Annotated in this window: 15 protein-coding genes; 4 read left to right on the top strand and 11 right to left on the bottom strand. The window is 67.6% G+C overall.

Annotation, left to right across the window (positions count from 1 at the left end; all coding sequences use genetic code 11):
* Positions 1 to 53: 53 nt before the first annotated feature.
* Complete coding sequence (locus BIU82_RS13215; RefSeq protein ID WP_070349907.1) at positions 54 to 1,520, bottom strand: insulinase family protein; 1,467 nt, start codon at positions 1,518 to 1,520, stop codon at positions 54 to 56.
* A 73-nt stretch (positions 1,521 to 1,593) separates the two neighbouring features.
* On the opposite strand from BIU82_RS13215, the gene BIU82_RS13210 reads away from it, so the two are divergent.
* Positions 1,594 to 3,231 (top strand): phospholipid carrier-dependent glycosyltransferase, encoded by a 1,638-nt coding sequence (locus BIU82_RS13210; RefSeq protein ID WP_070349906.1) that lies wholly within the window; start codon positions 1,594 to 1,596, stop codon positions 3,229 to 3,231.
* A gap of 3 nt (positions 3,232 to 3,234) precedes the next feature.
* On the opposite strand, the gene BIU82_RS13205 is transcribed toward BIU82_RS13210, so the two are convergent.
* Together BIU82_RS13205 and BIU82_RS13200 are read right to left on the bottom strand one after the other, a co-directional pair.
* Complete coding sequence (locus BIU82_RS13205) at positions 3,235 to 4,428, bottom strand: TIGR01906 family membrane protein (protein WP_253182776.1); 1,194 nt, start codon at positions 4,426 to 4,428, stop codon at positions 3,235 to 3,237.
* A gap of 129 nt (positions 4,429 to 4,557) precedes the next feature.
* Positions 4,558 to 5,550 (bottom strand): stage II sporulation protein M, encoded by a 993-nt coding sequence (locus BIU82_RS13200; RefSeq protein ID WP_216099020.1) that lies wholly within the window; start codon positions 5,548 to 5,550, stop codon positions 4,558 to 4,560.
* A gap of 109 nt (positions 5,551 to 5,659) precedes the next feature.
* Between BIU82_RS13200 and BIU82_RS13195 the strand changes: the two genes are divergently transcribed.
* The gene (locus BIU82_RS13195; protein WP_070349904.1) at positions 5,660 to 6,460 is read left to right on the top strand and encodes an RDD family protein; all 801 of its coding nucleotides are present in this window, start codon (positions 5,660 to 5,662) and stop codon (positions 6,458 to 6,460) included.
* Positions 6,461 to 6,464: 4 nt separating this feature from the next.
* Here the strand turns inward: BIU82_RS13195 and BIU82_RS13190 are convergent, their stop codons facing one another.
* The 4 genes from BIU82_RS13190 to BIU82_RS13175 form a co-directional block, all read right to left on the bottom strand.
* Positions 6,465 to 7,697 carry an Ig-like domain-containing protein gene (locus BIU82_RS13190; RefSeq protein ID WP_070349903.1) on the bottom strand — a complete coding sequence of 411 codons (1,233 nt, stop codon included), beginning with the start codon at positions 7,695 to 7,697 and terminating at the stop codon, positions 6,465 to 6,467.
* Positions 7,698 to 7,847: 150 nt separating this feature from the next.
* Positions 7,848 to 9,326, bottom strand: coding sequence for an adenosylhomocysteinase (ahcY, locus tag BIU82_RS13185; RefSeq protein WP_070349902.1), 1,479 nt, complete (start codon positions 9,324 to 9,326; stop codon positions 7,848 to 7,850).
* A gap of 46 nt (positions 9,327 to 9,372) precedes the next feature.
* Positions 9,373 to 9,597 carry a hypothetical protein gene (locus BIU82_RS13180; protein WP_070349901.1) on the bottom strand — a complete coding sequence of 75 codons (225 nt, stop codon included), beginning with the start codon at positions 9,595 to 9,597 and terminating at the stop codon, positions 9,373 to 9,375.
* 97 nt (positions 9,598 to 9,694) lie between these two features.
* Positions 9,695 to 10,075 (bottom strand): DUF3499 domain-containing protein, encoded by a 381-nt coding sequence (locus BIU82_RS13175; RefSeq protein ID WP_070349900.1) that lies wholly within the window; start codon positions 10,073 to 10,075, stop codon positions 9,695 to 9,697.
* A gap of 110 nt (positions 10,076 to 10,185) precedes the next feature.
* On the opposite strand from BIU82_RS13175, the gene BIU82_RS13170 reads away from it, so the two are divergent.
* Positions 10,186 to 10,692 (top strand): metallopeptidase family protein, encoded by a 507-nt coding sequence (locus BIU82_RS13170; RefSeq protein ID WP_070349899.1) that lies wholly within the window; start codon positions 10,186 to 10,188, stop codon positions 10,690 to 10,692.
* Positions 10,693 to 10,749: 57 nt separating this feature from the next.
* Here the strand turns inward: BIU82_RS13170 and BIU82_RS13165 are convergent, their stop codons facing one another.
* From BIU82_RS13165 to BIU82_RS20175, 3 genes are read right to left on the bottom strand one after another with little or no spacing between them, the layout of a single operon-like run.
* Positions 10,750 to 12,450: a DUF5719 family protein gene (locus BIU82_RS13165; RefSeq protein WP_070349898.1), complete on the bottom strand. Its 1,701-nt coding sequence runs from the start codon at positions 12,448 to 12,450 to the stop codon at positions 10,750 to 10,752.
* Complete coding sequence (locus BIU82_RS13160) at positions 12,443 to 15,832, bottom strand: glycosyltransferase (protein ID WP_070349897.1); 3,390 nt, start codon at positions 15,830 to 15,832, stop codon at positions 12,443 to 12,445. The genes BIU82_RS13165 and BIU82_RS13160 overlap by 8 nt, the downstream gene beginning before the upstream one ends.
* A complete protein-coding gene (locus tag BIU82_RS20175) occupies positions 15,832 to 16,386 on the bottom strand; it encodes a WhiB family transcriptional regulator (protein ID WP_070349896.1) in 555 nt (184 codons plus the stop codon). Before BIU82_RS20175 ends, BIU82_RS13160 begins: the two co-directional genes overlap by 1 nt.
* A 382-nt stretch (positions 16,387 to 16,768) precedes the next feature.
* Here BIU82_RS20175 and BIU82_RS13150 point away from each other — a divergent pair, with 382 nt between their 5' ends.
* A complete protein-coding gene (locus BIU82_RS13150; protein ID WP_070349895.1) occupies positions 16,769 to 17,539 on the top strand; it encodes a TIGR03089 family protein in 771 nt (256 codons plus the stop codon).
* On the opposite strand, the gene BIU82_RS13145 is transcribed toward BIU82_RS13150, so the two are convergent.
* Positions 17,526 to 18,092: a GtrA family protein gene (locus BIU82_RS13145; protein WP_253182775.1), complete on the bottom strand. Its 567-nt coding sequence runs from the start codon at positions 18,090 to 18,092 to the stop codon at positions 17,526 to 17,528. The genes BIU82_RS13150 and BIU82_RS13145 overlap by 14 nt on opposite strands.
* Positions 18,093 to 18,096 lie beyond the last annotated feature (4 nt).

The raw sequence follows: 18,096 nt of genomic DNA, 5'->3' as shown, positions 1-18,096 counted from the left end.
AGCGACTAGTCCGCTCCCAATCCTCGCTTCGCTCGGATCGGAGCCCTCGCGAACTAGTCTTCCGGGAAGGCGCGGACGGTTTCTCCGGGGAAGGCTCCCAGCAGCGCCTTGCGCAGGCTCTTACCCTTGGACCATTCGCCGGAATCGAATTCCGTGCTTCGGCCGTAGCGGTCCAGCAGGCAGATGCAGCCGCAGCTGCGGTCACCCACCAGCACGATGTCCGCAAGGGCGACTGCCTTGGCACCTTTGCCGTCCTGCTTCGTAAGGCGTTCCGGTGTGAGCCATAGGACCGCTTCCGACTCCTTGGCGCGCCAGACGCGGTGGCCATCGGGACCGGTGGTGTCCGTGTCCTGCCAGATCCGGAACCGGTCCAGCGCCAGCCCGTGCGCGGCGGCGTGCTTCCTGCGGGGTTTGGCGTAGCCGGCGACGGCGACCACGAGGCTTCCCATGCTTGCCGCGAGAGAGGCGGACATGCTGTCCGCCGTCGTCGATTCCGTGTGCCGGATGACCGTTTTCAGGCCGGGCGTGCTCCAGCCGCGCAATCCGCGCACGGCCAGCCGGTCAAGGTGCCAACCGGGCACGGACCGTCCATACTCCAGCTCGGAGGTGCGGGCCTTGCGGGCGTAATCCAGTGCTTCCCCGCTGAAACCGTTACGGGCGATGTCATGGAGGGCCGCGGTTGCGGCGTCGAAGGCTGTGAGGATGTTCGACGCCGTCGGATCCAGGATGAGGTCCAGCTGCACCGTGTCGGCGTCCACCGGCGCCTGGAAGTCCACCACTGAGTAGATCAGCCCGCGATCATGGCGCAGCCGGTCAAGCAGTTCATAGCGGAGCGCTTCCGCAAGCATGCCGGCGTCGGCATCGGGCACCAGCAGGGACAGGGCCACGCCGTCCTTCCGGGAGACCACCAGCGTCGGCTCCTTGAGGAGCGGCACTGCCGGGGTCCGTTCGGGCGCTCGGCCTGACGGCAGCGTCACGTTCAAGGACTCCGGTATCTCACCGGTAAACGTGAGCGCCGCGTTCTCCGCAACGAACCATTGCTGCGCCCAGGAGAGCACCTCCGAACGGTCGAGGCTTTGTGTACCCGGCGCACCGAAGTGCGCGTTTCCGAGGTCCGCGGCTCCGAAACGGTAGCCGTACAGCCCGCTCGATACCGCCCGGAATTTGTCGGGGTCCTCGGCATGGATCACCACCTTCTCCAGCTCAATGTCCTCTGCGGGTAGGCCCTGGAAGCGGCATACAGCGGCAGCAATCGCGTTGAGGAAGGCCGCGACATCCCCCGGCTCCCCGCTCGCCCAGAACTCCACGGACTCCGTATCCGTCGTCCCGCCGTAGAGCACCGTCTGCGGCTGGACCATGCGGAGCAGGACATGCTCCACCAGGTGGGTGATCCCGGCCAGCACAGCGGGCTCGTCCCGCATGCCGACGCCGAAATGCAGCTTCCCGTTGCACGGTCCTCCGCCCTTGAGCGAATACGTGGGAATTCCATGGTGGATGCCTCGGTGCACCTTCTGCGACATGGCGGACAGTCTTCCAGAAAACTCCGGGTTTTCCCCGCCCGGCATCCCCGGCCCGCGACGGTAGCATGGGCAGGTGACTGAGACCTCCGTGCGCCCCGCCTCCCGGACGTGGCTGGTGCGGCCCGCCGGAGCCTTCACCGCAGAGGCCTTCCGGGCCCGGCTGATCGGCGGGATCCAAAGCTGGCGGGACTATCCGCCGTCGTTGCGTCTGTGGTTCTGGTTGACGCCGGTGATCACCACGGCGATCGCCGGAATCCTGCGCTTTGTCCGGCTGGGCACCCCGCAGAGCCTGGTGTTTGACGAAACCTACTACGTCAAGGACGCCTACTCCTACCTGCTGAGCGGTTACGAACGCAACTGGCCGGAGAAGGCCAACGACTCCTTCAAGGCAGGCCACCCCGTGCTGCCGCTCGACACTGCCGAATACGTTGTCCACCCGCCGCTTGGCAAGTGGATGATCGCCTGGGGCATGGCTCTCTTTGGGCCGGAAAGCTCCTTCGGCTGGCGCTTCGCCGCGGCCCTGACCGGAACGCTCTCCGTCTTCCTGGTCACCCTCATTGCCTTGAAGCTGTTCCGTTCCCACGTGCTGGGCGGAGTGGCCGGCCTGCTGCTGGCGATCGACGGGCACCACCTGGTGATGTCCCGCACGGCCATCCTGGACATCTTCCTGATGTTCTGGGTGCTTGCCGCCTTCGGCGCGCTGCTGATGGACCGCGACGACGGCCGGCGCCGCTTGGCGGCGAGGCTCGCCGCCTTGTACCGCAACGGTTCCCCGCCCGCGACCGCGCTTGTGGCCGGTCCGTTCCTTGGCATGCGCTGGTGGCGCCTCGTGGCGGGCGTGTGCCTAGGTTTGGCGGTCGGGGTGAAATGGTCTGCACTGGCCTTCGTGGCCGTGTTCGGCCTGCTCACCGTCTTCTGGGACATGAACGCCCGCCGCATTGCGGGCATCCGCAGCTGGGGCAGTGCCGCCGTGCTCAAGGACGGCGTTCCCGCGTTCCTCACCATGATCCCGACGGCGGCCCTGGTGTACCTCGCCACCTGGACCGGCTGGTTGCAGTCCACGGGAGCGTACTTCCGTGGCTGGGCCGAGAAGCAGCCGGCCTCGGGCTGGGACTGGATTCCTGCGCCCCTGCGCTCCCTGGCCCACTACCATCTGGAGGCGTACAAGTTCCATCAGGGACTCGGCTCGGACCACCCATACGAGTCCAGCCCCTGGAGCTGGCTGGTGATGGGCCGTCCCACCTCGTTCTTCTACGAATCCCCCAAGCAGGGCACCGCCGGCTGCGAACTGCCCAGCTGCACCACGGCGGTGCTCTCGGTGGGCAACCCGGTGATCTGGTGGGGTGCCACGATCGCCCTGGCGGCCCTGCTCTTCTGGTGGATCGGCCGCCGCGATTGGCGCGCCGGAGCCATCCTGGCCGGCGTCGCGGCCGGATACCTGCCGTGGTTCATGTATCCGGAACGCACCATGTTCTTCTTCTACGCGCTGTCCTTCGAACCGTTCCTGATCCTGGCCCAGACGTACTGCCTGGGCCGCATCCTGGGCAAGCCCGGAGACCCGCAATGGCGCAGGCTTTCCGGGCTGTACCTCGTGGCGTTGATCCTGGTGCTCGCCGTCCTGGTGTCCGCGTATTTCTATCCCGTGTGGACGGCGGAGACCATCGGCTACCAGGACTGGCGCATGCGCATGTGGATGCCGTCCTGGATTTAGGGCCTAGGCCTTCACGCCGTCCTTGGTGTTCGCATCCGCGGCCTTGTCGTCCTTCGTCTCCGAAGGCCCAGCCGCAGCTGCACCCTTGCGGGGCGGCAGGCCGCGGCGGCGGCGCGTGGGCCAGGTGAAGATCAGCGTAAGGAGCGACGCCAGGAACACCAGCCCGGCGATCGCGATTCCCGCGTCCATCCAGAACTGGCCCGGGAACAGGCGGATCAGGGTGTCATCCAGGGCGAAGGTCCAAGTGCCGTTGGCGAAAAACACCTGGTGGAACGCGGTGAAGAACTGCTGCCAGCCGAGCACGCCAAGGGTGCCGAGCGCGATGATGAGCACCAGCGTTGCCAGCGAACCGGCGAAGAGCCCGCGGCGGATGCCCCCGGTGCTCTTCCTGCGCAGGTACAGCATGCCGATGACGCCGATCAACACCATCAGCGCCGCGGCCGCGAACGCCGAGAGCATCACGAGCTTCACGTCCGCCATGTGTGCCACTTCGCTGTCCTTGAACAGCTTGGCGCCGTCCTCGTGCACCAGCTCGCCGAGGTAGCGCGAACCGGACCAGTTGCTCAGGTAGTCCACCGCGTAGGAGCCGTAGGTCATGCGGTCATCGGTGCTGAAACCGTATCCGTCGCCAGGGAAACCCGGACGGTTGTACTCCACCCAAAGGAAGAGCGGGCTGGTGACGGCCCGGATGGCCAGGACCAGCAGCACCACCGGATAGAACACGGCCAGGAGCACCTGGAAGATGCGCGGCGTTACCGGCTTGGCATTGGCCGCCTGCTCACGTTCGGCATTGCGGCGTTCCACCTCGGCTTCCGGCGGCCGGACCTGGAGGGCCGACGTCGGAAGCGGTTCCGCGAACAGCGCCGGTTCCGGGGTGGACTCCGCAGCCTCTGCGGCTTTGCGGTCGGCGCGGCTTTCCGGCTGCTTTCCCGCCGGGGCGGCGGCAGCGGAGGCGGGAACGGCAGTGCCGCTAACGGCGCCGGCCGCGCCGGCGTCGGACTTTGCGGGCTTTTCCGCCGGGGCCTCTTCCGTGGTGGCCTTATCCTTCGCGGCGGGCTTGCCCTCGAGAGAGGGCCCAGACGGCGTTTTCTCCGGCGTCGTCTTGGCGGCTGCCGGCTTCATCCACTCGAAAGCCGGCTCGCCGTCGTCGTTGATATCCACGTCGGGATTGCCGGGGTTCGGGTTTTTGTCACTCACGTCGCTTCACTTCCGTCGGGTTCGCATGCCGGGACACTGGGGGCGCCGGCAATATTTCACTGTGTTCGAGCCTACCGTCAGCCCCTGCGCACAGTCCGTGAGCCACCCCGGCGGAAACGGAATACGAGGTCAGGCGGCGATGGCTCGGTAGCCGGCGTCCCTGCTGTCGAGGTCACCGGTGGCCCCGGCACGGACGGCCCGTCTGCCCAGGACCAAGGTGTAGGCCCAATAGGCTGCGAGCACCAGCGCACCGATGGCTACCTTGGCCCACACCGGCAAGGGGCTCGGCGTTACGAATGCCTCCACCAGGCCTGAGACAAACAGCACCATCACCAGTCCCAAGGCCACGGTGATCAGGGAACGGCCTTCGTCCGCCACGGCCTGGAGGCGGCGTCTCGGCCCGGGCGACACGATGGCCCAGAAAATCTTCAGCCCGGCCGCGGAAGCAATGAAGACCGCCGTCATTTCCATGAGGCCGTGCGGCAGGATGTAGCTGAAGAACACGTCCAACTTGCCGGTGGCGGTGAAGAGCCCGGCCGCGATGCCCAGGCCCTGGGCGTTGGCCACCAGGATCATCGGCACCCAGAACCCCGTAATGCCGAAGGCCACGGCCTGCGCCGCAATCCAGGCATTGTTGGTCCAGACCGCTCCGGCGAAGGAGGCTGCGGGATTTTCCGAGTAATAGTCGATGAAGTCTTCGTCCACGTACTGCTGCACCCTGGCGTTGCTTCCCACGGCGCGCAGGGCCTCCGGCGAAGTCCCGATCCAGAATGCGTACGCCGCGGTGACAAGGCAGAAGAAGACCCCGCACCACACCGTGAGCCAGCGCAGCCGGTAGAAGGCGGCCGGAAGGGAGACCACGAAGAACATGGCCAGGTCTTCCATGAAGTTGGAGCGGGCACCCGTGAAACGGGTCCGGGCCTGTGCCAGTGCCGCCGAGAGGGACGCAGACACTGCGCTTTCCGGCGCCACGGAACGGATCAGCGAAAGGTGCGATGACGCTTCCTGGTACAGCTTCAGGAGCTCATCGGCTTCGTCCCCGCTCAGCCGCCGCTGATGCGCGAGCCCATGCAGGCGCGCCCACGTGGCCGAGTGCACCGCAGCGAAGGCATCCATATCCACGGCACTACCCTATCCCCGCCGGCTCCACCCCGCTTCGTACACCACGTCCAGGCTTTCCACCACGCAGCCTAGACTCGGTACAACAGAGGAATCGCACTTTGGGGGCACCATGAGTTCCATCATCACCGGCGAGGCAGTGGTCCTTGAACTGCGCCCGGCATCATTTGCCGCCCGTGGCCTTGGCCTGGCGCTGGACATGCTGGTCCATTACCTGCTCCTGGTCGGCATCCTCGTCCTGATGTTCAGCGTGCTCCCGGACGTCGACGAAGCCGCCGGCCGGGCCATGGTCCTCTCCAGCGTGGTGCTCTGCCTGGTCATTGTGCCGGTGGCCGTGGAGACCCTGAGCCGGGGCCGCTCCCTCGGCAAGCTCGCCGTCGGACTGCGGATCGTGCGCGACGACGGAGGGTCCATCCGCTTCCGGCACGCCGTGATCCGCGGCGTCATCGGCTTCCTCGAGATCTACCTGACGTTCGGCGGCCTGGCCGTCGGCGTGGCCCTCTTCAACGACAAGTCGAAGCGACTGGGCGACATCATGGCCGGGACTTATTCCCTCCGCCAGCGGGTGGCGGCGGAAGCAAAGGTCTATCCGGTCGCCCCGCCGTACCTGCAGGGCTGGGCCGCGCTGGCGGATATCGGCAGAATCCCGGACACAACCGCCCGGCGGGCGGCGCAATTCGTGCAGCAGGCACCCAGGATGGCTCCGGCGTCGCGCGTCGCCATGGGTACGTCGCTCGCCGCGGAACTGTCCTCACATGTGGCTCCCCCGCCGCCGCCCGGAACGCTCCCCGAGGACTACATCTGGGCGGTGCTCGGCGAACGCCGGAACCGGGAGTTGGCGCGGCTCGCGCGGGCGGGCGAACGCAGCAGGCGTATCGGGGAACGCCTGGCGAAGATGCCGTACAGCAGCTAGGCGCTCAGCGCTGGGCGTACGAAGCCCAGGGGATGTTCCAGTCGCCGAAGCCTTCCAGCGGTTCCACTACGGGGGCTCCCGTGTTGAGCACCTGCACCAGGTCGCCGGGCTTCATGTTGTTGAAGAACCACGCGGCGTCGGCGGGAAGCAGGCCCACGCAACCGTGGGACACGTTGCTCACGCCCACGGCGCGGTAGGCCGAGGGCAAGGCCTGGTGCACGTAGACACCGGAGTTGGTGAGGCGGTTGGCGTGCTCAACGGTCAGCGGCGGGTAGTAGCCCTTGTCCCCCGGCTTGAGGCCGATGCTGCCGGCGTTGAACTTCGAGTAGCGCTCCTGCTCCATGATCACGGCGTAGCCCGTGGGCGAGAGCCAGTCCGGGCTGCCCAGGGTGACAGGCGCGGTGCGGACCAGCTGGCCGTCGAAGTACACCTTCATGGTCTTGGTGGTGTCATCAACCACGGCCACGCGCTGTGGCCCGGTGGTGAAGGAAACCTTGAAGTTGCCGTTGCCGATCATGCCGTTGCCGAAGTCCTTGCCGAACAGCGGCATGTCGACCGTGACCTTGGTGCCGGAAGCCCAGAACTTCTCGGGGCGGATGCGGACCTTCTGGTCCGAATACCAGCGCCAGGCCACCTTCTGCTTGGAGGAGACGGAGATCTTCACGATCTTCTCCATGGCGGCCTTGTTCAGGACTGGTTCGCTGAAGTTGATTTCGATCGGCTGGCCGGAGCCGATCACCGAGCCATCCTGCGGGTACACGGAGGCGTCGGCTTCGTTGGGGGTGGAGACGGTGGTAAAAGTCTGGGTCTTCTTCGTTTCGCGGCCGGCGCCGTCCACCACCGTGAAGGAGTAGCTGTACTTGGTGTTGAACTTCAACGGCTCAAGGGTGCTCCAGGTGCTGCCGTCCTCGCTGACGGTGCCCTTGACCGGTGTTCCGCCTGCCGCGGGAGCCAGGACGACGTCCCTCACCGTGCCGTTGACAGCCTTCACGGACGGTCCGACGGCGGGATTGACTTCGCGCGCGCCGTCCAGGGGCGTAATTCCGAGTTCGACGGCCTTGACGACGGCGGAAGCGAGCCCGACCTCGCTGCGCTGCGGTGATCCGGCTTCCGATTCGGGGGCGCGGTCAAGCCAGGACGGCGCCGTGGCGACGCCGATTCCACCGGCCGCGACCGCGGCGCAGATGGCGGTGATCGCCAGGATTTTTCCGGTACGGCGTTGTGCCTTGTCCCGCATGTTCGGTCTCCACTCCCCAAGTGCAGGCCGGTATGGAATCGGGCCTGTCAAAGTAACCAGATAATTCTAGCCGCGCCGGAGGCGGCATACAGCACGGTGCGGTGTGCAAGACGCACACCGCACCGTGCTGGAGTTTTCGACCGCGTGGCCTTAGTAGCGGTAGTGGTCCGGCTTGTACGGGCCGGCGACATCCAGGTCGAGGTAGGCGGCCTGTTCCTTGCTGAGTTCGGTCAGCTCGACGCCGAGGGCACCAAGGTGCAGGCGGGCCACCTTCTCGTCCAGGATCTTCGGAAGCACGTAGACCTGGTTTTCGTACTCGCGTTCGCCTTCGGACTGGTCCCGCTTGGTCCACAGCTCGATCTGGGCGATGGTCTGGTTCGCGAAGGAGTTGCTCATCACGAAGGACGGGTGGCCCGTGGCGTTGCCAAGGTTCAGCAGGCGGCCTTCGGAAAGCACGATGATCGAGCGCTCGGCGTCCGTTCCGGCGTCGAAGACCCATTCGTGGACCTGGGGCTTGATCTCGACCTTCTTGACGCCGGCGACCTTGGCCAGGCCCGCCATGTCGATTTCGTTGTCGAAGTGGCCGATGTTGCCCACGATTGCCTTGTTCTTCATGCGCACCATGTCCTCGGCCATGATGACGTCCTTGTTGCCCGTGGTGGTGATGAAGATATCGCCCTGTTCCAGCACGGTTTCCAGGCGCGCCACCTGGTAGCCGTCCATGGCGGCCTGCAGGGCGCAGATCGGGTCGATTTCGGTGACGATCACGCGGGCGCCCTGGCCGCGCAGTGCTTCAGCCGCGCCCTTGCCGACATCGCCGTAACCGCAGACGACGGCGACCTTGCCGCCGATGAGGACATCCGTGGCGCGGTTGAGGCCGTCCGGCAGGGAGTGGCGGATGCCGTATTTGTTGTCGAACTTGCTCTTGGTGACGGAGTCGTTGACATTGATGGCCGGGAAGAGCAGCTTGCCCTGTTCGGCCAGCTGGTAGAGGCGGTGCACGCCGGTGGTGGTCTCTTCCGTGACGCCGCGGATGCCGGCGGCGATCCGGGTCCACTTCTGCGGGTCCTTCGCCAGGGAGGCGCGGAGCACGCCGAGGATCAGGGCGTACTCTTCGGGGTCGTCCGCGGTGGCTTCCGGCACGGCGCCGGCAGCTTCGAATTCGACGCCCTTGTGCAGCAGCAGCGTGGCGTCGCCGCCGTCGTCGAGGATCATGTTCGGGCCGAGCTCAGGGTCCTGGTCGGCACCCGGCCAGGTGAGGATCTGCTCGGCGGTCCACCAGTATTCCTCCAGCGTTTCACCCTTCCAGGCGAAGACGGGAACACCCTGCGGGTCCTCCACGGTGCCCTTGCCGACGACGACGGCGGCGGCGGCTTCGTCCTGGGTGGAGAAGATGTTGCAGGAGGCCCAACGGACCTCGGCGCCGAGGGCGGTGAGGGTTTCGATCAGCACTGCGGTCTGCACGGTCATGTGCAGGGAGCCTGCGATCCGGGAGCCCTTAAGGGGCTGGCTGGGGCCGAATTCGGCACGCAGGGACATCAGGCCCGGCATTTCGTGTTCGGCGAGGCGGATCTGGTGGCGGCCGGCCTCGGCCAGGGAAAGGTCGGCAACCTTGAAGTCGAAAGTCATGGGTGTCCTTTGGATGGAACGTGCGGCGGTGTCTGGTGCTGGGTGCTCAGGCTTTGCGCCCGGCGTCGTGCTGGTCCGATGACGCCGAGCCGGCTGCGGCCAGGAGTTCCGGCGGCAGCAGCAGCGGGATGCCGTCCTGGATGGTGTAGCGGGGCTTGCTGCCCGTCGCATCCGCTTCCGTCGCTACCAGTTCTTCGCCCTCCTGCACCAGCGCGGAGCCGGTGACCGGGCAACGCAGAATGGACAACAGTTCAGGACTGACCTTTGGCATGGTTGTAGCTCCCTGGCTGGCACCGTCTGATGGTGCCGGTGGCGGACCGGATGTGCAGCTTCCAGCGTACAGCCCGGCAACGACGCAACGATCGCTTTTACGCTTCGGGAAGCTCCCGCAGGATGCGCAGATGCCCGCGGCGCGCACCTTCAACCACAGGGGCTTCGACGGCGGGCCGCGCGGTGCGCTGTTCGGGCGCTTCCTGTGCCGCGGCAGCTTCGCGGACGGCGTTCGCGAGGGCGAGCAGGTCGTCCGGGCCGGGCTCGGGTGGAGTGGAGGGCATGGCCAGGCGGAGGACTTCCCAACCGCGGGGCACCGTGAGGGAGTCGGCGTGCTGGGTACAGAGGTCGTAGGAGTGCGGCTCGGCATACATGGCCAGGGGCCCGAGCACCGCCGTGGATTCGGCATAGACGTACGTCAACGTAGCCACCGCGGACTGGCGGCAGGCGGACCTGGAACACTGGCGAATAGCACCCACAACATCCCAGATTAGCGCGTGGGCGGCGGCAGGCCGCGCATTGGCCGCAGTGGATGCGTGATGTCGTGCGGGTGGATGTCCGGGGGCCAAGAGAGTATTACAGTCGATATATGCAGTCACAGCACCACGGTCCGGGCTTCACGATCAGCCTGGACACAGCGGGCGGCACTTCGTCCGCCGCTCCGGTGCGCAGCTTCAGGCAGCGCCGGCGGAACCGCCACGGCCGGGGCCAGCGCGGCGAAGTCATGCTTCCCACCTTGCCCGGGTACCGGACCCGGGCTGAACGCTTTGACGATATGGTCCTCGACTCGGCCGAGCGGCTCCAGGACATGTGGGGGCAGCAGCTCACCGGTGTTTCGTTCGCCGTGGAGGAGATCCCGCCCAACCTGGAGCAGCTTGTCGCAGAAGGCGCGGACGCCCCGCTGGGTGCCTGCACCCGTGGATCCCGCGGCGAGGGTCCCCTCATTACGGTCTACCGGCGCGTCGTGGAACACAATGCCGGTGGCCGGGACGAACTGCAGGACCTCATCCATGACGTCGTGGTGGAGTACACGGCCGAATACCTCGGTGTACCCCCGGAAACCCTGGATCCGGTGTACCGCCGCCGCTACCAGTAGCAAACGGCGGTACCGGACCAGGCAGGCCGGAAACGGGCGGCCCAGTACCTCCGCGGCTCAGTACCCCAGCGTTACCGCGACTTTCTCATGCCCCAGCGCTCCTTGCTGGATACCTATGACGGAAACTCCCGGCTCTCCGTTGCGGCCCACGATCAAGGCACCGTAGGCCGGGTCGCCGGAGGCGCTCACAATGTAGCCGGCCACGGCGGGTCCCTTGGCTGGCGCCTGGATGTCCACGACCGCCGTCGTGCCTCCCGCGATGTCAACGGTGGACGCCTTGCCGGTTTTCCCGTCAACGGTGACCGGCGTGTAGGTGACGGTGGCGCGGCCCTCCGGCACGCCGAAGCTCAGGAAGCGCCACCCGTCCTGTGGCACGGCGAGCAGGTGCTGGCTGCCCAGCCGGACGGCCGCCGGGGACCAGGCAAATTCGCCGGGAGACCCCGGTTTCAGTCCGCGGACGGTGCGCGCCGCGGCGGCCACCGGAACGTCCGCTGTCACGCTTACGGTGTAGGTGCCGCCGGGAACCCCGCTGAGGGGCAACTCGGTGACGGATCCCGCTTTGACGGTCACAGCTCCGCCACCCGGCAGGGCGCGCTGGCCGTTGGGGCCGAAAAGCTTGACGTCCACGATTGCATCGACCGCCCCCGGCACCGTGATTTCGAGCGCGGGCACAGCGTCCGAGAAGCCGTCCTGGGATGCAAGCTCGCGCAACGCCTTGGCGTCCTGGATCTCCACGCCGGTCATCACCTGGGTCTCGGCCGGAGGCGCGCCGGGGGCGAGGTGTTCCACGCCGCCCGGGGTCAGTCCGCGCAGCACGCTTTGCTGGACGGTGGCCGCCACCGGGCCTCCGCTGCTGCGCACGTGCAGCGACAGGTGCTCCTCCTGCGGGGCGAGGCCGGCCAGGTTGATGGTGCGGCTGCTTCCCGGGGGAACCAGCAGTCCGCGGCTTCCCGGCGACTGGATCCTGCCCTTTGAGCCGAAAAGTTCCAAGTTGACCGTGGCCGGGGTTCCGGAGGCGTTGCTCAGGTTCAGCAGCGCGGTGCGTCCAACGGTCGTGTTCGCGCCGAGCACCCAGAAGTCGTTGGACGGTTGTTGGCATTGGGCGGCGGCCAGTCCGCGCAGGTCGCCGTCGCTGGCCGAGTAGCTTCCGACGGCGGCAGTTGCGGCCTGCTGTTCTTCGGTCGGTTCGGCGTCCAGCATCATGGTCCGGTTCGTGGATTGCGAAACTGCCGCCCCGGTGAGGACGGGCGGGCCGGGCGCGGGAGCCGGCTTCTTCTCCGGCGCCTGCGACACTACCTTGCTGTTGCTGCCGTCAAGGGCTGCCACCTTGCTGTCGGGCAGGCTGCCCGAGGCATCGCTCAGCACCAAGGCGTCCAGCATGGTCCGCGCCGTGCGGGATACCGGGCTGAACTGGGCATCAGTGCCCGTCGCGGCGCCGTCCGGGAGGACGGCAGGGCCGGGGCACACCATGGTGTTGCGTCCTGCCGGAACGTCCGTAAGGCCTGCTTCGACGGCGCGGCTGCCGGGCGCTGCAGGCAGCATTGCCGAGGCTGCGACCACGCCCGCTCCTCCGGCAAGGAGGACCGCGGCAGACAATACCCCGCCGAGGATCCCCCGGCCGCGGCGCTTCCGGCCGGCCTTCGCGGCGGCGTCACGCACCCGCGCTTTGCGGTCCGGCCCGCCTACGGTGCCCGCACCCTTGGGATCGGGAATGTCCTTCGGGGACGCTCCGGCTTCGCTGGTGTTGTCCTTAGACACTGCTGTGCTCCTTGGAAGGGGAGGTTTCATCCGTTGCGGCTGCCGTCGTGGTGCGGGCGGCTGCGGCCCTGACAGGCTTGGGGCGCCGAGCCGGCATCGGAATTGCCAGCAGCGCCGTCAGGCCGACCACGAGGATCTGCAGGAGGCCGAGCCATGGCTCCCAAGGGCTGGCATAACGGATTTCAAGGTCTCCGCCGCGGGCGGGCAAAGTGAAGGCCTGCGCCCAGCCATCATTGGTGGCGGTGAGGCGCCGGCCATCCAGCCACGCGGTCCAGCCCTGGCCGAGGCGTTCGGAGAGGACCACCTTGCGTCCTTCGGAGCCGTTGGGGATGGTGGCGTCCACGTTGTTTCCGGACGACGGCAGGAGCGCAGTCACCGCGCCCTTGCTGTCGATGATCCGCGCCCGGTGCGCCGTCTCGGCGTCCTGCGCAGCAGCGGTGCTGAGCGGAGTGATCCGCCACAGCCATCCGGCGTTGGTTTCCCCGACGGCGACCAGGCCTGGAACCGCGTCGATCCGGTTGGCGGTCAATTCGGCGGCGCTGTCGCTCGCCTTGAGGACCACGAATCCGACGCCGAGTTGTTCCAGCTCCGGACGCGGGTCCACCCCGGTGCCGGCCACGATGGTTGCCACGGCGGTGCGGATCGCGGCCGTGGCGTCATCGTCGCTGCGGATCATTTCACGGCCGGGAGCGCCGCTGATCTGCTGCGCCGCGGCAATCGCGGACAGCGAGTCGAGGGTGGTTCCGGCGCCGCGCATAAGGGACGAGGAGTAGCCGCCCTTGTCGTCGGCGCTGATCACCAGGGTGTTGCTGCGTTCCGGGCCCAGGCCATGGTCGACGGCGGTCGCCGGCAGCGTCCTGTCGGGAGCCGGCTGCAACAGCCTGGGTGTGCCCAAGGCACCGGCGGTGTACCCGCCGTCGAGGTCGGGCAGCGCGTTCTGCGCCGCCCACACGGTCATTCCGGCCAGCGGGCCGGCCACCAGCAGGACGGTCACCACGCCGGAAACCCAACGCAACGCCGGGCCTGGCGCACCGGCGCGCGGACCTGCGGCGAAACGGTGCAGGTTTTCGGCCCCCAGCAGGGCCGCGCCGAGCAACGCACAGGCCGCGGCGGACACCGCAGGCCCGCTGAAGGGCACCACGAGCATGTTGCCGGACAACGAGGTGGCAATGTGCCCGGCGAGCCAGGACCACGCCAACAACAGCAAGGCAGCAAGCCACAACATCCGGGTTACCCGGGTCCTGCGGCCCGGAACGAACAGGGCGGTGACTGCAAGCAGCAGCACCGGCAACCCGATCAGCAGGGACAGCAACAAAGCCCAGGGCACACCCCCGGAAACGAACAGCGGCAGGTTCGCCAGGCCGCCGTCGGGCGCGAACTCCAAGGGCTGGCCCAGCAGCTGCTGCCACAGCGGGGCGGCATCGGAAGCGAGCGGCACGCCCGGATCGGCCAGCAGGGCGCGCGGCCTGTCCAGGGTGGAGAGGGCAAACGGCAGGAACAATGCCAGCGACGGCAGGAGCGCCCACCACACCGTCCGGCCACGGCGGCCCAGGACCACACCGCAGAACACCACCAGGAGCACCAACGGAAGGAACAGCGACGGGGCGCTGGCAGTAATGACGGCCAGCACCAGGCCACCGGCTGCCGCGGCCGTCCAGGACGGGGTGCCGTTGCTGCCTGGCTTGCCTGGCATGTTCCCGGCGGCCGGGACCTTGCCGGCCGCGGCGTCACGGGCGGCCTGCTTCTTGACGGCGGAGGCGCCCCGGCCCCGCGCTGAGCCCGTGGCACGCAGCAAGGCCAGCACCAACAGCGGCATCATGACGTGCGCCAGGAGGGCGCCGGCGCGGCCTTGGTTCAGCGCTACCTGGAGCGCGGGAGCGGCGGCCCACAGCAGCGCCGCGGCAAAGCGGAAGCGGCGAAGGCCGGTCAAGGCGCCCGCGGCGAACCAAGCGCCGAGCGCGGAGAGCGGCATTGCCAGGAGGAGGATCCAAAGCATCGCGGTGTTGGCGTCCCCGCCCGCAAGGCCGGACAGCAGCCAGAGCACGTAGCCGAACGGATCCCCGCGGCCAGGCAAGCCGGCGCCGAGGCTGATCCACCAGCTGGACGCCGTGCGCCAGATTGCGGCAGGGTCCGGAGACAGCGGAAGCAGCCCGCCGCCGGTGACCGCCGGCGCACCGAACAAACCAAGCAGGCCCGCCACGGAGGCGGCCAAGGCGAGGAACGCAGCGGCGATGGCACCGGTCCCGATCCAGCCGCGTTCCTTCGTGGCCAGGGCCGCGAAGTCGTCTCCGGCGTCGCCGTTGGGTTCACTGTGCAAGAGATCGGCAGACAGGCGTTCCGGCGAGGTGTCGTCGTCTTCCTCGACGCCCACTGCCTCGACCAGGGAGCGCCGGTGCGCCCAGACTTCACGGCGGGGTGTCTGCAGGCCATGGACCACCGAACGGCGCACTTTGCGGCTCCGTGCCGCGACGCGGCGGCTGCGGAAAAGGGCCGCGGGCCGCACCAGCGCGGCAAGGGTGGCCCCGAGCTGGCCGAGGCCGCGCCCGGGTTCCTTGACCAGGACGCTCAGGATAAAGCGGAGCAGCCCGCCCAGCAGTGCGCCGACGGCGTGCAGCGGCACCGCCCACGCCGGGCAGTGCTTCAGGCGCAGGTGGACCTGCGCTTTACGGGCGGCCACCGGGTTGGCCAAGGCCTCGGGCCGGCCGTCCACGTGGTACATGCGGGCGGACGGAACCACCACCACGCGGTTTCCGGCAAGCCAGTTCCGCCAGCACAGGTCGACGTCGTCCCCGACGCCGGGCAGCGCCGGGTCGAAGCCCTGCAGCTGTTCCCAGACGTCGCGGCGCACCAGCATGCCGGCGGAATTCACCGCGAAGGTGTCCGAGCGCCCGTCGTACTGGCCCTGGTCAAGCTCATCGGCATCGATCAAGGTGAGCCGCTCGGCCCAGCGGCTGGTGGAGAGACCTACGTCGATAAGCCGCCGTTCGGCGTCGCGGTCGAGCTGCTTGCAGCCTGCAACGGTCACCGACGGTGCGCGCTCGACGGCGGTCAGGAGCTCCGCGAGGGCGTCCGGCGCGGGCGCGGCGTCGTCATGCAGCAACCAGATCCACTCCGAAGGTGACCCCTTCCCGGGGGCCAGGGCCGCGAGGCCGGCCTTGACTGCCGCGCCGAAGCCCGGCTTGGACTGGGCGAAGGACGTGACATTGGCCGCGCCGAGCGCACGCTCCAGCAGTGCCGCCGACTTGTCGCGTGATCCTGTATCAACGCCAATGGCGGCATCTGCCGGACGGGTTTGGTCCAGCAGAGCCGCCAGGGTCCTGGGGAGATAGCCAGCACCGTTGTGGGAGACCACAACGGCAGTAACGTGTACCGCTTCGAGAATCAGACCGCTCGCTTCCTCAACCGCCGGCGCTCCCGCTCTGAGAGGCCGCCCCAGATGCCAAACCGTTCGTCGTTGGCGAGTGCGTATTCAAGGCACTGCGCGCGGACGTTGCACGCACCGCAGACCTTCTTCGCGTCGCGGGTTGACCCGCCTTTTTCGGGGAAGAATGCTTCGGGGTCGGTCTGGGCACAGAGCGCGTCACCCTGCCAGCCGAGCTCACCCTCGTCGTCATAGTCGGCCAGACCCGGGAGCCCGATCCACAGCGGCTGGGCCGGGACGCCGGAAGGCCGGTGGAGTTCCATGGGCGGGTCGTCGAGCCCGTCCGCGGCGTCGTCGTCGCCGAGCAGGGATTCGTTCTCCTGCGCTTCGTGTTCGGCCAGCAGCGCGGTGGCCTGGTCTTCCAGCGACTCCCTTGTCGCTTCGAGGTACCGTTCCGCCGCGGCGGGATCTGCCGGATCCACGTACCAATCGCCCGGGACTTCCCGTGAGCGGTATTTCACCGACGCAAGTTCTGCGACGGCTGCATCTTCCTGGATTCGCAACGCTTGCCCCATGGCGTCCCTCCTGATGTTGCAGCCACTGCCTGAATGATTCGGTACTCGGTTGTGTACGCGATACGTACGCAGCGGCGATTGATTACTAATTACACGCGTGTAACTACCGGGGCGTCAAGCCGCGCCGGGATAATAATCACCGTTTGCCCGCATCTGCCGCCGCGCCACGCCCGGGAATTTTCCGCGCTTCCCGCGGCATGCCGGGAAAGCGGAAGCCGCGTTCCACTTAAGCTGAACATTTGCTGAATTTCCGCGGGTTACGCTTCATGCCGCTTCACGGACGCCACCCGGATGGTGTCGCAAATCACACGCCCTGCCCGTCCGTCATCCGGCCGGACGCACCGCCCAAGCCCGTGGGAACATCCCGTGGGAAGATTTAGCCATGAGCATCCCGGCAATGAACCTCATGGCAGCGCTCCGCTCGGACCACGCCACGTCTCCCCGCCTCACCTGGTACGGCCCGGACTCCGAACGGATCGAACTCTCCGGCAGGGTCCTGGACAACTGGGTGGCGAAAACCGCCAACCTCCTGCAGGACGAACTCGACGCCGGCCCCGGGATTTCCCTGCGCCTTGATATCCCGGCGCACTGGAAGTCGGTGGTGTGGGCGCTGGCCGCCTGGCAGCTGGGCATGGAAGTAGTGCTCGACGGCGGCACCGCGGACCTGCTCGCGACCTCCAGTCCCGAAGGGGCTGGGTCGGAAGGGGCTGGGTCCGGGGACGCCTCGGGTTCCGGGCGCCCCGAAGGCTTTGACGCCGTCGTCGCCGTTCCGCTTGCGGCACTGGCGATGCGCTGGCCGGGAACGCTGCCGCCGGGCGTCCTTGATTACGCGGCGGAAGTCCGTTCGCACGGCGACGTGTTCCTGCCGTACGCCGAGGCCACACCTGAACTTGCTGCCTTGCGCCTGCCGGCGCAGGGTTACAGCCACGCCGAGTTGCTCACGGAGTTCGCCGTGGCAGGCCCGGCCGCAGGACAGGGCGAGGCCATCGCGGGTGAGGGCGAACGCATCCTGGTACGCGCAGGCGACGGCCTGGACGCCGCGCTTGCGGCGTCACTTGGCTGTTGGAACCGGAACGGTTCCGTCGTGCTGGTCCACCCGGACGTCGAGGTGACGGAACACCTCCTGAAGAACGAACGCGTCAGCGGCGTTTGACGGACTCCGGATCGCCGGGCTGTCCGGCGTCGGGCGTGGTCCCGGTGTCCGCCTTGGCCTTGGGGTGGATTTCAATCAGCTCGTGGTCATGCGAGAACTCCGGCTCTTCGTCCAGTTCCTTGTTGAAGACGAGGAAGCGGTAAGCGAAGAAGCGCACCACCGTGGCCACCAGGATGCCGAAGACACCGGCCGCGAACAGCAGGTTCTTGTCCGTGATGTGCAGCCAGTAGTTGGCGATGAAGGTGAACCCGGTGGAAATACCGATGCCGATGCCGTTGATGATGGCGAACATCACAAATTCCCGGAGCACATTGTCCTGCCGGCGGTGCCGGAACGTCCAGAAACGGTTGGCGATCCACGAGAAGATGGTGGCGACGAGCGCGCCGACGAATCGCGCCTTGGACGGACCGTCGGACAGCGGCCCGTGCATCAGGTAGTACGTGAGTCCGTTGTCGATGACAAACGCCACACCGCCGACTGCGCCGAACTTGGCCACCTCGCGCCAGAAAAGCGAGGCAAAGCCGCGAATGCGATCTGCAAGTGTGTTGATCATGACC

The sequence above is a fragment of the Arthrobacter sp. SW1 genome (assembly GCF_001766675.1).
GTDB lineage: Bacteria > Actinomycetota > Actinomycetes > Actinomycetales > Micrococcaceae > Arthrobacter.
This window is presented reverse-complemented; position numbering and strand designations above follow the sequence as displayed.

What these genes read in the sequence shown, in the direction of transcription:
- BIU82_RS13215 (WP_070349907.1), bottom strand. Translation starts at nt 1,520, where the DNA reads ATGTCGCAGAAGGTGCACCGAGGCATCCACCATGGAATTCCCACGTAT.
- BIU82_RS13195 (WP_070349904.1), top strand. Translation starts at nt 5,660, where the DNA reads ATGAGTTCCATCATCACCGGCGAGGCAGTGGTCCTTGAACTGCGCCCG.
- BIU82_RS13190 (WP_070349903.1), bottom strand. Translation starts at nt 7,697, where the DNA reads ATGCGGGACAAGGCACAACGCCGTACCGGAAAAATCCTGGCGATCACC.
- ahcY (WP_070349902.1), bottom strand. Translation starts at nt 9,326, where the DNA reads ATGACTTTCGACTTCAAGGTTGCCGACCTTTCCCTGGCCGAGGCCGGC.
- BIU82_RS13180 (WP_070349901.1), bottom strand. Translation starts at nt 9,597, where the DNA reads ATGCCAAAGGTCAGTCCTGAACTGTTGTCCATTCTGCGTTGCCCGGTC.
- BIU82_RS13170 (WP_070349899.1), top strand. Translation starts at nt 10,186, where the DNA reads ATGCAGTCACAGCACCACGGTCCGGGCTTCACGATCAGCCTGGACACA.
- BIU82_RS20175 (WP_070349896.1), bottom strand. Translation starts at nt 16,386, where the DNA reads ATGGGGCAAGCGTTGCGAATCCAGGAAGATGCAGCCGTCGCAGAACTT.
- BIU82_RS13150 (WP_070349895.1), top strand. Translation starts at nt 16,769, where the DNA reads ATGAGCATCCCGGCAATGAACCTCATGGCAGCGCTCCGCTCGGACCAC.
- BIU82_RS13145 (WP_253182775.1), bottom strand. Translation starts at nt 18,092, where the DNA reads ATGATCAACACACTTGCAGATCGCATTCGCGGCTTTGCCTCGCTTTTC.